Consider the following 13,919-nt stretch of genomic DNA (forward strand, 5'->3'; position numbering starts at 1 on the left):
GACTTGCCAGGTTTTCAAAACCTGGCAAGTCTAGCATTTTTGAACCTTAACTTATATTAATATCTGTAAGTCTCAGCTTTGAATGGACCGGCTGTTGTTACGCCGATGTAGGCTGCTTGCTCTTCTGAAAGTGTTTCCAGTTTCGCGCCTACGTGTGAAAGGTGCAATGCTGCTACTTTTTCGTCTAACGCCTTTGGAAGTACGTATACTTTCTTTTCGTAAGCTGCTGTATTTGTCCAAAGTTCGATCTGAGCCAGAGTCTGGTTTGAGAACGAGCATGACATTACGAATGATGGGTGGCCCATTGCGCAGCCAAGGTTTACCAAACGGCCTTCCGCCAATATGATAATGTCTTTCCCTTCAACGTTATAAATATCAACCTGTGGTTTCACCTGCGATTTCGTATGTCCGTATGATTTATTCAACCAGGCCATGTCGATTTCGTTATCGAAGTGACCGATGTTACAAACCACGGCTTTGTCACGCATTTTAAGGAAGTGACGATCTGTGATGATTTTGTAGTTACCAGTTGCAGTAACGAAGATGTTTGCACGCTCAGCAGCGTCGTCCATTGTTACTACTTCAAAACCGTCCATTGCAGCTTGAAGCGCACAAATTGGGTCGATTTCAGTAACCAATACACGGCAGCCTGCACCACGAAGTGACTCTGCCGAACCTTTACCTACATCACCGTACCCTGCTACTACTGCTACTTTACCAGCTAGCATCAAATCCGTTGCACGACGGATAGAATCTACAAGAGACTCACGGCAACCGTATTTGTTGTCAAATTTAGATTTCGTAACTGAGTCGTTTACATTGATAGATGGCAAATGCAATGTGCCATTTTTGTAACGCTCGTACAAACGGTGAACGCCGGTCGTAGTTTCTTCTGAAAGTCCTTTGATACCGTCGATCAGCTCAGGATATTCGTCAAAAACCATGTTAGTAAGGTCACCACCGTCGTCAAGGATCATGTTCAAAGGCTTACGGTCTTCTCCAAAGAAAAGTGTTTGCTCAATACACCAGTTGAACTCCTCTTCATTCATTCCTTTCCAGGCATACACTGGGATACCTGCTGCTGCGATTGCTGCCGCTGCGTGATCCTGCGTCGAGAAAATGTTACAAGAAGACCAGGTAACTTCTGCACCCAAAGCTGTCAATGTTTCGATCAAAACGGCAGTCTGGATAGTCATGTGAAGGCAACCAGCCACACGTGCACCGGCAAGTGGTTGTGAAGGGCCGTACTCAGCACGGATCGCCATCAAACCAGGCATTTCAGCTTCTGCCAATGTAATTTCTTTGCGGCCCCATTCGGCCAGCGAGATGTCTTTTACCTTGTAAGGAATGTACGTTTCGGTTGACGTTGCCATTATTTTACAGTTTAGTTAATGTCTATATTCTTTTGCAAAACTAAGTAGAAAAACCACGGAGGGGAAGAATAATAGATACAAATTGTGATTTTGAAACAGAATTTAGATTTTTTATCTGTGATAGCTCTGTTTTAGACATTATCTGAGTGACAGGCTGGTTTATAATACTTTCTGGCAGATATTTTGTCTTGCCGCCAATATCAAACCCTTTCCGATGCAGTTTGTCGACGATTTCAGTGTATATGTCGACAGTACCTGAACGGTCATTTTTTCGGTCATGAATTAATTATATTTGCTTCATGCGCCCAAATACCCCGATTATCTTTAATCAGGACCCTAAACGAATCTTACTGCATGCATTGTTCTGGCTAGCCGTCCTTGTGATACTGACGGTTATTTACGGAGCGGGTATGCCTGACTACAGGCTTGCGATCGGTATTGTCGCGATGTTTTTGCCGATCCATATCTTTTACTTTTATTCCATTGCATATGTCCTGATTCCCAGGTTTTTCAATAGGAAAAAGTACGTCGAATCGCTCATTTTCCTGCTGCTGTGTGTGGTACTTTCAACGCTGGCCTTCCGGCTGCTTGAAATACTCGTTGCGGACCCGGTGATTTATAATTCTCTTAAAAAATCAGATCCTACATTCGTCTGGAGAAAGCTGCAGGGAAGTTTTCAGGAACAGCTCGCCAAACCGGTGTACCTGATCAGCGCATTTGAGCAGACCAACATTTTTGTATGGATCGCATTGTCGGTAAAATTCTTCAAAATGTGGTTTGAAAGAAGGCAAGCGGCCATTGAGGCTGAACTGAATTTTCTGAAAGGGCAGCTGCACCCGCATTTTCTTTTCAATACACTTAACAATTTATATGCGTTAACGTTGAATCAGTCGCCCCGGTCACCGTCTGTGGTCATGGGACTGGCAGAAATCCTCAGATACATGCTTTATGAGGCTAATACCGAGGTAGTGGATCTCGAAAAGGACATCAGGATCGTGGAGAGTTACATTGCCCTGGAAAAGATCCGGTACGAGGAGCGGTTGGACATTAATTTTAGTATCAACGGTTTATTGCCTGAATATAAAATTGCTCCACTGCTCATTCTCCCATTGGTTGAAAATGCATTTAAACACGGCGCGAGTGAGCAGGTAGGGCAGGCATGGATCAACATTGACCTCCGCGTTAAGAACAATTTACTTAAATTTAAAATATCGAATAGCAAGCCGGAAACCGGATCTTCTGCTGATAATAAAAGACATCATGTAAGCATTGGGTTGACAAATGTCCATAAAAGGCTAGACATTCTGTACCCGTCCGCGCACCAATTGCGGATATTGGAAGAGGACGATATGTTTGCGGTGATCCTGGAAATTGAACTGGATAAAAGGGTTGAAATTTAGCAGATTATGAAATTAAGGGCAATTTTGGTCGATGATGAACCGCACGCAATTGAAGTACTGGACAACTATCTCGGTAATTTCAGCGAGGTCGAAATCGTGGCCCGTTGCCAGGATGCGATCCAGGCGTTTCAGATACTGCAGCATGAAAAGATCGACGTGATGTTTCTGGATGTGAAAATGCCCGGACTGAAAGGTACCGATCTGCTCAGAAGTCTCAAAAATCCTCCGAAAGTTATTTTCACTACCGCCTACCAGGATTATGCAGTGGAAGGTTTTGACCTCAATGCAGTTGATTATCTCCTGAAACCGATCCCTTTCGAGCGCTTTTTACGGGCAATGGACAAGGTCTTCACCGGGCTCAACATCAGTAATCCGCCAGTATCGGTCACCCAGAAGAACACCGTCAGTAACAAGGATACCTTCCTCTATTTGAAAGTAGACCGGAAAATGGTGAAGGTCAATGTGGACGAAATCCTCTGGATTGAAAGCCTCAGGGACTACATTAAAGTGGTTTTGAAAGATAAATCATTAGTATCAAAGCAAAAGATCAGCCTGCTGGAAGAGCTGCTGCCGGAGGACGGATTCATCCGAGTGCACCGCTCATTTATTGTTTCTGTCGACAAGGTGGAAAGCTACCATTCACACAAAATCGAAATCGCCGGAAAGGAGCTTCCGATCGGCCGTAACTTCCGCAATGACTGCCAGCGGAGGTTTAAACTCACATTCTGACATCGCTACGGATGCCGTTTGTCGATAAAAAAAGTTGTTAATCGACACTTACCTCTCCGACTGTTTTATCATCATCATTTCGACTTAAAATTGCACCGCCATCAAAAAATGGCAGTGAATTATTATTTAAGTAAATGATCAATCAGCCATGTTAAAAAGTAAAAAAATCCTACTAACCGTACTGTCATGCGCGGTGTTCTTGGGAAGTTGTAAAGAAGATGAGGATGTAAAACCTACCAACACTCTCACGGCGCGAGCAGGCGCAGACCAGAATGTACATGCAGGCGACGTAGTGTCCCTGGACGGAAGCGCATCCACCGACAGCGAAAGTAAGCCGTTCGACTATCGCTGGGCATTTGCCAAGAAACCGGCAGGGAGTACCGCCGCATTGAACTCCACCACGGATACAAAGCCTAAGTTCACCGCAGATCTTCCGGGTGAATACGAGCTGGAACTCACTACCAGCAACGCGAATGGAGAGAGCAAGGATAAGGTACTGGTCACCGCGACAGTTATTGAGCCGATCGTCCTGGAAGCAAACATTAAAGCAAAAACTACCTTGGAAGACCGTATCGCCAATCCGGCCATACCCGACTACATTGTGAATGCCAATGTAACGGTGAATGCAGAACTGACGCTGAAACCAGGTGTTGTGATCGCATTTGCAAGGGACGCAAGGCTGGAAGTGAATGACAATGGTGGTATCCTGCTTGCAAAAGGCGATTCGCTTAATCCAATCCGTTTGATTGGTAAAGAAACGACCAAAGGTTTCTGGGCTGGTGTCGTGTTTAGGTCATCGAGCAGCGCGAACACGCTCGAATATGTGCAGGTACTACACGCAGGAAGCAAGGCGCTTTTCAGCGGAAGAAAAGCAGGTATGGCAATCGCAGGAGCATCGAAAGCGCAGATTACGATCAAGAATTGCCTCTTTGAGAAAAACGACGGATATGGTTTATGGATAGAGCAGGGTGTGATCCTGTCATTGTTCAAGTCCAATGTATTTAAAGACAATAGTGAAGCAGGTATTTTGCTGAATGCGGATCACGTGGCAAGTCTGGATATGAACTCGGTATTTACCAATGGAAATGGCAGGAATGTGGTGGAGATTATGGCCTCATACCTTTCCAAAAATGTGACCGCAGAAGTGGTATGGCAAGGTTTCAAAGACAAAACACCGTACCGAGTACTGGAAAGCCTGACTGTGGATGCTAACTGGAAAATTATGCCGGGTGTGGTCATCGAAATGACAGCAGACGCAAGAATGTCCATCGACGAGGGTTATATCAATGCAATTGGAACAGAGGCTTCCAAAATTGTGATTAGGGGTGTTGAGAACACACCCGCTTTCTGGCGCGGATTGATCTGCTACACGACAAGCCAGAAGAACATGTTTGAGCATGTTGACATATCAGGCGGTGGAAGCATCCCATTGGTTTCGGGCAAGAAAACCAACATAGCGGTGTACGGAAGCCAGGCCAGGTTGCAGATCAAAAACTCGAAAATATCTGGCAGCGGAGGTTACGGAATTTACGTAAACTACCAGGCAAGCGTCAATGAAGACATTGAAACAATAAACACATTTGCGGATAATGCTCAGGGTAAACTCCTGAAAGAGTAAGAGATACCCATTATTCGAATCGATTTAAAATTAGCCATGCAACATATAAAATATTTAACACTTGCAGCCATGCTTCTGGCTGCAAGCCTACAACATACTGCCCTGGGAAAGCACAAATCCATCCGGCAGCCATACCCTCAGGCGGGATTCTGGGTCACAGAAAATAAGCCTGGGGAGCAATCGACCACCGTCAGATATTATGCAAACAGTAACTACCTGGTTTCCGAAAGTGTGGAACCTTCGAGGCTGGATATTTCAAGGGTTTCGGTACGAAAATACCTGAACCGTAAGCTTAAAATGGAGCTGGACAAAGACACAACCCTGCAATCGGCACCGAAGCTTTATGAAATCAATTGATATTGTCCCGGTGATCAGTATCGTTGGTGTACTGCTCTATTTTGTGATCGCAGCACAGGGAGCCTTTTATCATTTCGGCTTTGGAAAGGCACTGTACAACATTCCGTCAGAAAATTTCATCGAGCTCCGTAAAGCCGTTGATCCGGTGGTGAGAGGTAAGTTCAAAGTGGTTTACCTCTCCGCATTGGCGGTCATGTTCATATGGTTTCTGCTCGTCGATAAGTCTGGCGGATTCTGGTCCTACGGGCCGGTACCCATCGCTTTTTTGCTGCTTGTGGTTGATTTGTTTCTGATTGTCAAGTTCAGTGAGCCGATTAATGAGCTTATTAACAGCAATTTATTGAATACAAACGCAAGCTTCGAAGAGGCAAGGACTGAATGGCTGAAATTCATTCTCATTCGGGGCTACCTTTCTATCTCGGGATTTGTCGTGCTGCTTCTGCATCTGGTGTTGAAGGTGCGATAATCAATTTAAAAACTAATCAAATCAAAAAGCCATGTTAAATAGAAATTCAATTTCTCCATTGCCGGTACGCCGGTTGAAATCAGTACTATTCTCCTGTGCGGTAGCCGTTATGGCACTGGCGTCTTGTAAGGACGATGACAACAAAGTAGTCCCGGATGAAGTTGTCAATGCCAAAAAAGCCATTATCCCGGAAAATGGGAAACAGTATACATACAAAATCGTTGATTCGGACGGTACCGTTGAAACATCAGTTACCCAGGTGAAAAGTGTAAAAGACTCGGCAGGAATGTCCGTTTCTAACATTCAAAACGTGGTGAAAGTAGCGGATGGCCAGTACGCTGTTGATTACAAGGCTTACAGTAAAAATGGGGCCACCACCTATGAATTGCAACTGCCGTCGGTATTTGCAGCATTGATTAAGGAACTGCGGCCGATCGCTTACATTGAGGATTTCGATCTGACAGGCTTTCCACAGTACCAGATTTTTGACAACAAAGGTACCGTCGATAGTCCTGTCACTTTCAAGGGCGATCCGATCAATATGAAGATCAAAATGCAGATTATCGTCGAAGAAGGCGACAATATAGATGCCGAGATCAGTTCTAAAATTACTTACAAATCTGGCAAGGTAGTGAAGGAGGAGGCAGTTACAACACCAGCCGGGACCTTCAATTGCAGCAAATGGCAGTACAGCTACGTGACCGTTACCAAATTCCAGGCAGCAGGCGTTCCGGCCGAAGAGTCAACGGAAACGATCAATGTTTCACTCTGGACAGCACCGGAAATAGGTATTGTAAAGTCCGTGGAAGAGTCGTCAGAAGGCGAAACATCAACTACCGAACTGCAAAAAATCCAGTAACCGATGAGACGCATTTCGATATTATTTCAATGGGCATGCATCCTGTTGGTTGCAGCTGCATGTACCGATACCGACGGACCGTCGCCTGATGAACCTGGTGCACAGGAAGGATACACGACGGGAAAAGTGACCAGTACAGACGGTACACCACTTTCTGGGGTCAAAGTAGTGGTCGACAATACGATGATCTACGCATCTTACTCCATCGGGAGTTCTGACGAAAAAGGTAACTACAAGATTCAGCTTCCGAAAGTCGGCACTTTCATGGCCTCCGCGTACATGCTACGACGCTATAATGGTAAGGAATATGAATTTGACTTGCATCCGGATGTGTATGAAGAGTTCAGCATTGATGGAGCGGTTCGAAATTTCCAATGGAAACTGACCGGAAAACGGCCAGTGGATGCACAAGGTTACTATGGGGTGACCATTGAGGTGAACAAAGCACTGATGAGCGCGATTTATGATTCTGAAAATATAGAATTCACATTGGTACCGGTAGGAAATCTGATCGACGGATCAAAAGGCAAAACACTCAAAATGAAGCACGGGAAGCCTTACACCGATGACTATGGCAAACTGGTGGACATTCCGCTGGGCAGATATAGGATGACGGCTTATTATAATGGCGACGCGGGGAAAATGCCCTTGAAGCTCAGAAAGCACTTTTCAGATGACGAATATGAAAGTGAGATAACCATCGATTTCGAGCCGGAAACGATGTGGGGCAACAACATCGCATTCATCAGCTACACCGAGTAAGGAGAAATTAGCGGCCTGGAAATAGCTGCAACGTCAAAACAAGCAACGAGAGGAGTGAGTTTTCTTGGCTAAAACCGAGAAGTAGGATGAGTAATGCAAACTTGGCAAGCCTTTAAGGCTTGCCAAGTTTTTTTAAACCAGAACAGTGAAGCTCTTGAAAATAGCGCCAACCCTAATCGCATCGAATATGCGCGCCGGGGTTCCGCCATGGTTCAGTACCGATTGCTCGTGAGATGTAACACACATCTCGCAGCCATTCAAAGCCGAAACTACCAGACTCAGGAGTTCAAAGAATTCTTTGCCTAGTACCGGGTTTACCATAATGCTCATTTTGATGCCGGCAGGAGCATTGTCATAAAACTCCTTGTGCATAAAGTGCCTGAAACGGTAGAACACATTGTTTGCATTCATCAATGAAACGCAGGCAGTTACTTCTGCAATTTCCTTGTCCTCAGCACCTTCCTGGATCACCAGTTCCTCGATCGCAGAGATAACAGCCGCATTCTTTTCGTTCACTGCCACAGCAAGCGCGATCAAAAGCGCCTCTTTGCGGTTCAATGTCTGAGATTTCAAAACGTTACCAATGTTGATTTTAAGGTCTTTCAGGTAACGATGATCAAGCGCAGCCAGTTTGTTGATCAGCACGCTTTCAAAATCAGCGGGCAGATTCACTTCTTTATACAGGGAATCCTTAGTGCTTCCCGTAGTTGCGAATGGATACATTTCTTTTATTTAAATGGTGTGGATTAAGCCAATGTAGCTTCCCCTTTTACCCAGTTGCAAGGGCAAAGTTCGTCAGTTTGCAATGCGTCCAAAACACGGATTACTTCATTCACGTTACGTCCTACTGAAAGGTCGTTTACGCTTACCCAACGAATAATTCCTTGTGGATCAACGATGTAAGTTACACGGTAAGCGATTTTTTCGTTGGCTTCCAGGATACCCAGTTCTTCTGCAAGAGATTTCGAGGTATCAGCAAGCATCGGGAAACGCAGGTCACGAAGATCGTCGTGGTTTTTGCGCCATGCAAGGTGAACAAATTCGCTGTCAGTAGAAGCACCGATCAGGATTGTGTCACGGTCTGCGAAGTCATCAACATGCTTTCCGAACTCAGCAATTTCGGTAGGACAAACGAATGTAAAATCCTTTGGCCACCAGAACATTACCATCCATTTCTCAGCATTTTTATGATCTTCTGAGGTAATATCGTAGAATTCGTTTCCTTTTTCAAGAGACACTACTGATGTTTTTTTGAATTCAGGGAAAGTCGATCCCACGGATAACAGTCTATTTGCCATGATTGTTTGTTGTTTGATAAATTGTATTTTTTGGTGTTACAAAACTACAAACGACACGAGCGTCAGGCAACCTCGCACCTGGTATTATGCGAGGAAAGACTTGTTTTAATCAAATTAATTTAGTTTTATTTATCGAAATTGAGATAGTATAGATTTTATCGATAATGATATAAATTTGAACAATATAATTATACTAATATTATCTGTCATTATCCGGCTCAACCCGGTATCATTCCCAGTACTGTTTCCAGTGCCATTCCCCGGGAGCCCTTGATGAGAATGTATGTATTTTCTTGCGGGTTGTCCATGACCCAGTTATGCAGCGAAAACTTGTCGGGAAAGTAGTAAGCCTTGGGGAGGGCAGGCAATGCGTGCTGCATCAGTTTGCCCGACAAAATCACAATGTCAAAGTTTTCCGCAGCGATCAGTTTGCCCAGCGCAAGGTGCTCTTCTTCGGCAGCGTCTCCCAGCTCGAACATATCGCCGAGGATCAGCATTTTTTTCGGAGCATCCAGTTTTGCAAAATTCGCCACCGCAGCTGCCATAGAAGATGGATTAGCATTGTAAGCATCCATAATCACCGTATTGCTTCCTTTTTTGACGATCTGCGAGCGGTTATTATCAGGCTGGTAAGTGCTTACAGCTTCGTTTGCGTCCTCATCGGCCACTTCAAAATGCTTTCCTACTGCCAGCGCAGCACAAATGTTATCAAAGTTATAGCTGCCCGGCAGGTGTGTGGAGACCTTTTTACCATGATTTTCAAAAATCACAAAAGGGCTTTCCTGCAACAAAATGGGGTTAACAGGACTGCTTTCGGAGCAATAAAAGACGATTTCACCGAATGCACGGCGCTTGCTTACCATTTCCATGATCGTATCGTGGGTCGTATTGGCGAAAACGGTCCCCTTCTTTTTGGAAAGAAAATCAAACAATTCTCCCTTTCCTTTTTTGATTCCTTCCACGCCGCCGAAACCTTCCAAATGTGCCTTGCCAATATTCGTGATCAGGCCGTGGGTGGGCTGAGCAATCGTGCTCAGCAGCGCGATTTCAGCCTGATGATTGGCACCCATTTCCACGACCACCATTTCATGTTTGGCCGGGTCAACGGACAGAATGGTCAGCGGTACTCCTATATGGTTATTGAGGTTTCCCTTCGTTGCGTAGGTGTTGTATTTCATCGATAACACTTTTGCTATCAGTTCTTTGGTTGTGGTCTTGCCATTAGAACCCGTTAATGCGATCACGGGAAAAGTGAATGTTTTGCGATGGTGCCGGGCCAGGTCCTGCAATGCTGCCAGTACATCTTCGACCAATAAAAAACGATCGCTGGCAACCACGGCCGGATCATCTACCACAGCATAGGCAGCGCCTTTCTGCAAAGCTTCTGCGGCATATTGGTTACCGTCGAACTTATCTCCTTTTAATGCGAAAAAAATACATCCTTCACTCACCTGGCGGGTGTCGGTGGATATTTTTGCACCTTTTTGGAATATGTTATAAAGTGTTTCGGTGGAAGTGTACATGGAATTATCGGGTCATTATAAAGTTATGAGCGCTTATTTCGTTACGTTTAAGAAGTGAAATAAGTCGGCCGTGAACCTGCAAAACTAATAGATTATTCCTCAACGATGCGTACGAAATATACCTCCTGTGTCTTCTTTATTTTTTACATACTAGCTCTTTCAAAGGCCTCGTCCCAGCAGGTTTGGTTCAAAACCGATACCGTTACCAGTGTTTCTTCCAAAGGCGTGAAGTTGAGTAACCCATGGGCAGGTGGGCTCAATGCATCCCAGTTTTTGAAAATGCATTTAAATAGTGATACCGACGAAGACCTGGTCGTGTACGACCGTACCAATAGTAAGGTCACCACATTCCTGGCCGGCACCGACCCATTGAATCCTGCCAAAAAAACCTACATCCACGCACCATACTACGAATCGCTTTTTCCGCAAACCGACAACTGGATGATCCTCGCCGATTATAATGGAGATGGTCAAAAAGATCTTTTCGCGAGTACTTCGCTGGGAATCAGTGTGTACCAGCAGGTGAAAGCAGGTGCTTCGTGGACATGGAAACTGATGGAAGATGTGATCTATACCAGAGGTTTTTCGGGGAATATCAATTTGCAGGTCTCGGGAACGGACATTCCCGGTATTACGGACATTGACGACGACGGCGATCTGGATTTGCTTTTGTTCGATTTTTCGGGGACTTATGTTGAGCTGCATCAAAACCTGAGCATGGAAAAATTCGGTGTTCCCGATAGTTTGGGCAATTCCAAAAATCCTGTTTTTATGCGGAATGGCGATTGCTGGGGCAATTTCCGTAAAGGCGATGGCGAGGATTTTGTTTTCGGTGTGGACTGTGGCGTCGTCGATAATTCGGGCGGGCGGATTCTGCATGCCGGTAACTCCATTATGCTACACGACCTCAACGGCGATGGCAAAAAAGACCTGCTGGTAGGGCACGTGAGCAATGAACACATTTCGTTTCTGACCAATTCGTCGGAGGGACTGATCGGAAATTACACGGCTTTTACCAACACATATCCCGCGGTTAATCCGGTTTTGCTGCACATTTTCCCGGCTGCATTTATGGAAGACGTGGATTTTGATGGTGTGAAAGATTTACTGATCGCACCCAGCGTACCTTCCAACGATCTCAATTTGACAGATTTCAAATCATCGGGCTGGTACTATCACAATGCAGGCACCAGCGACAAGCCGGATTTTAAACTGGTACAAAAAAACTTCCTGCAAGACCAGATGCTCGACGTCGGCGAAAACGCGTCACCTTCGTTTTTTGACATCGATGGTGATGGTGACCTGGACATGCTCATTGGTACTGGCGGAATGCCAGGCGCGACGGGATTCAAAGGCGGGTTCTGGCTTCTGAAAAATGAAGGCAGTGCAACTGAACCTGCATTCAAAGTGGAATCTGAAAACTACTTGGACATACCTTCTTCGCTGGCGTTATACAACCTTAAACCTCAATGGACGGATTTCAATGGTGACGGCGTGGCCGATCTTGGATTTGCAGCAACGTCAACTGCTACGCTTAAAATGGAGTACCGTTACATTCCTAACAAGGCTACTGGCAATGCCGCGGCACAGCTGAATTTGGGAGAAGCGGTAACCATTACTATGCCTGCCGAGTCTCAAACTGGCGATTCACCGTATTTTTATGATGCCGACAATGATGGAGACTTAGATTTAATAGTGGGAAAACAGCAGGGCAACATTTACTATTATACCAACACAGGTACCAATAAGCAGTATTCTTTCAAACTGGAAACAGACGCTTTTGCAGGTGTCGGGATCAATTTCGCAGGTCGCTCGCCACAACTGGCCGTCACGGATTTCGACCTCGACGGCAAGCCTGACCTCGCTACCGTTGACCACACAGGCAATGTCCGTATTTTTCACGGTGCTGACTGGGGCAAATGGACAGAAAGAGAAAGTGCATTGGTAGCGCTAAACGGAAAAGCCGGAGCGCCGGTTTACGGGAACTACCTCGCCCTGGCAGTGGGAGATTATGACGACGACAAAAAACCAGATCTTGCGATAGGTAGTAATGCGGGAGGTATCCGGCTGCTAACTAATGTGTTGCCAGTCACCATTACCGGTACTGAGCCTCCATTGGAACCGACGATCAAAGTTTATCCGAATCCTGCTGCTGACTATTTGAAAGTGTTGTCGTCAAAAAATGGAACGGTTGATATTTTGACAGTGAGCGGTAAAACGGTTTTGCGGAACCAGGCGATCAGGGCTAATACGGAGAAGCAAATTTCCACATTGAACTGGCCTGCTGGACTATATATTTTAGAATTGAAAGCAGGCGATGTGCGTGTTACGCGTAAGGTAGTTTTAGAACCGTAGACTTGGTAAGTCTCGAAGACTTGCCAAGTCTTGTAGAGTAGATACCATTGCCCCAACCCTTACATGATAAAATTCTGAATTCATGCAAGCTCTTCTTGGTGTAATCTTTCATTTTATTGGAGGTTTTGCCTCCGGTAGTTTTTACATTCCTTACAAGCAAGTCAAAGGCTGGGCCTGGGAATCGTACTGGATCGTGGGAGGCCTGTTTTCGTGGCTCATCGTTCCGCCGCTTGCGGCCTATCTGACCATCCCAGGTTTCACCGAAATTATCGCCCATACCGACGGCAGTATACTCGTTCTCACTTATGTTTTTGGCGTTTTGTGGGGAATAGGAGGTCTTACTTACGGTTTAGGAGTCAGGTACTTGGGTGTTGCGCTGGGTAGTTCCATTATTCTTGGCTTATGTTCTGTTTTTGGAGCATTGATTCCCTCCATTTATTATCAGTTTTCACCAAGGCCGGGAAAAGATACAATATCTGATCTGTTCACAAATAGCTGGGGACAATGGGTATTATTTGGGTTGCTGGTTTGTGTGATCGGCATCGTTATCTGTGGAAAAGCAGGGTCAATGAAAGATAGTGACCTGAAAAAAAGCGGCCTCGCAAAGGACGATAAAACCGAATTCAAGATAGGTCTTGGCCTAACCGTTTCCATCATTTCCGGGGTACTGAGCGCATGTTTTGCATTCGGGATCGATGCGGGCAAGATCATGGCAGAGGAGGCCAATGCAGTGTGGAAAGCCGTTAATCCTGATCAGGGTGAGTTTTTATTCCAAAACAATGTGACTTATGTCGTGATACTTTTGGGAGGGCTTACTACCAATTTTATCTGGTGTATGATGCTGAATGCACGCAACAAAACTTTCGGTAACTACACCGACTCTTCGACGCCGCTGCTTTCCAACTATATTTTTTCAGCACTTGCAGGTACGACCTGGTTCTTACAGTTCTTCTTTTACGGCATGGGAGAAAGCAAACTGGGCAACGGGCCGAGCTCGTGGATCCTGCACATGGCATTCATTATCCTCGTTGCCAATTCATGGGGATTGATCCTGAAAGAATGGAAAGGTGTTAGTAAAAAGACCATTACGACCATTCTGACTGGGATATTGGTGATTGTTTTGTCTGTGCTGATCGTGGGTTACGGTAACTATCTGAGAGAGTAAGCACTTTTGGTTTT

Annotated in this window: 13 protein-coding genes; 9 read left to right on the forward strand and 4 right to left on the reverse strand. The window is 45.4% G+C overall.

Translation table 11 applies throughout. The features are described from left to right. Positions 1-56: 56 nt before the first annotated feature. Complete coding sequence (gene ahcY / locus ON006_RS29220; RefSeq protein ID WP_244821714.1) at positions 57-1,373, reverse strand: adenosylhomocysteinase; 1,317 nt, start codon at positions 1,371-1,373, stop codon at positions 57-59. A gap of 299 nt (positions 1,374-1,672) precedes the next feature. On the opposite strand from ahcY, the gene ON006_RS29225 reads away from it, so the two are divergent. The 7 genes from ON006_RS29225 (at position 1,673) to ON006_RS29255 (ending at position 7,564) form a co-directional block, all read left to right on the forward strand. Continuing rightward, positions 1,673-2,773: a sensor histidine kinase gene (locus ON006_RS29225; RefSeq protein ID WP_244821715.1), complete on the forward strand. Its 1,101-nt coding sequence runs from the start codon at positions 1,673-1,675 to the stop codon at positions 2,771-2,773. Positions 2,774-2,779: 6 nt separating this feature from the next. Continuing rightward, positions 2,780-3,502: a LytR/AlgR family response regulator transcription factor gene (locus ON006_RS29230; protein ID WP_244821716.1), complete on the forward strand. Its 723-nt coding sequence runs from the start codon at positions 2,780-2,782 to the stop codon at positions 3,500-3,502. Positions 3,503-3,650: 148 nt separating this feature from the next. Next, positions 3,651-5,120, forward strand: a complete 1,470-nt coding sequence (locus ON006_RS29235; RefSeq protein ID WP_244821717.1) for a right-handed parallel beta-helix repeat-containing protein — start codon at positions 3,651-3,653, stop codon at positions 5,118-5,120. 36 nt (positions 5,121-5,156) lie between these two features. Then, the gene (locus tag ON006_RS29240; protein WP_244821718.1) at positions 5,157-5,477 is read left to right on the forward strand and encodes a hypothetical protein; all 321 of its coding nucleotides are present in this window, start codon (positions 5,157-5,159) and stop codon (positions 5,475-5,477) included. Next, entirely contained in the window at positions 5,464-5,943 is a 480-nt protein-coding gene (locus tag ON006_RS29245) for a hypothetical protein (protein WP_244821719.1), read from the forward strand. The genes ON006_RS29240 and ON006_RS29245 overlap by 14 nt, the downstream gene beginning before the upstream one ends. Positions 5,944-5,974: 31 nt before the next feature. Continuing rightward, positions 5,975-6,802, forward strand: a complete 828-nt coding sequence (locus tag ON006_RS29250) for a TapB family protein (RefSeq protein ID WP_244821720.1) — start codon at positions 5,975-5,977, stop codon at positions 6,800-6,802. 3 nt (positions 6,803-6,805) lie between these two features. Further along, a complete protein-coding gene (locus ON006_RS29255) occupies positions 6,806-7,564 on the forward strand; it encodes a carboxypeptidase-like regulatory domain-containing protein (RefSeq protein WP_244821721.1) in 759 nt (252 codons plus the stop codon). A 132-nt stretch (positions 7,565-7,696) separates the two neighbouring features. Here ON006_RS29255 and ON006_RS29260 read toward each other — a convergent pair whose 3' ends face one another. The 3 genes from ON006_RS29260 to ON006_RS29270 form a co-directional block, all read right to left on the reverse strand. Further along, positions 7,697-8,287, reverse strand: a complete 591-nt coding sequence (locus ON006_RS29260) for a carboxymuconolactone decarboxylase family protein (protein ID WP_244821722.1) — start codon at positions 8,285-8,287, stop codon at positions 7,697-7,699. A gap of 23 nt (positions 8,288-8,310) precedes the next feature. Next, a complete protein-coding gene (locus tag ON006_RS29265) occupies positions 8,311-8,862 on the reverse strand; it encodes a peroxiredoxin (RefSeq protein ID WP_138366086.1) in 552 nt (183 codons plus the stop codon). 218 nt (positions 8,863-9,080) lie between these two features. Further along, a complete protein-coding gene (locus ON006_RS29270) occupies positions 9,081-10,385 on the reverse strand; it encodes a UDP-N-acetylmuramoyl-tripeptide--D-alanyl-D-alanine ligase (RefSeq protein ID WP_244821723.1) in 1,305 nt (434 codons plus the stop codon). 105 nt (positions 10,386-10,490) lie between these two features. On the opposite strand from ON006_RS29270, the gene ON006_RS29275 reads away from it, so the two are divergent. Both ON006_RS29275 and rhaT read left to right on the forward strand, forming a co-directional pair. Beyond that, the gene (locus ON006_RS29275) at positions 10,491-12,740 is read left to right on the forward strand and encodes a T9SS type A sorting domain-containing protein (protein ID WP_244821724.1); all 2,250 of its coding nucleotides are present in this window, start codon (positions 10,491-10,493) and stop codon (positions 12,738-12,740) included. Positions 12,741-12,822: 82 nt separating this feature from the next. After that, positions 12,823-13,905: an L-rhamnose/proton symporter RhaT gene (gene rhaT / locus ON006_RS29280; RefSeq protein WP_244821725.1), complete on the forward strand. Its 1,083-nt coding sequence runs from the start codon at positions 12,823-12,825 to the stop codon at positions 13,903-13,905. The last annotated feature ends 14 nt before the right edge of the window (positions 13,906-13,919 follow it).

Origin of the sequence: Dyadobacter pollutisoli, from assembly GCF_026625565.1 — a bacterium.
Lineage (GTDB): Bacteria > Bacteroidota > Bacteroidia > Cytophagales > Spirosomataceae > Dyadobacter > Dyadobacter pollutisoli.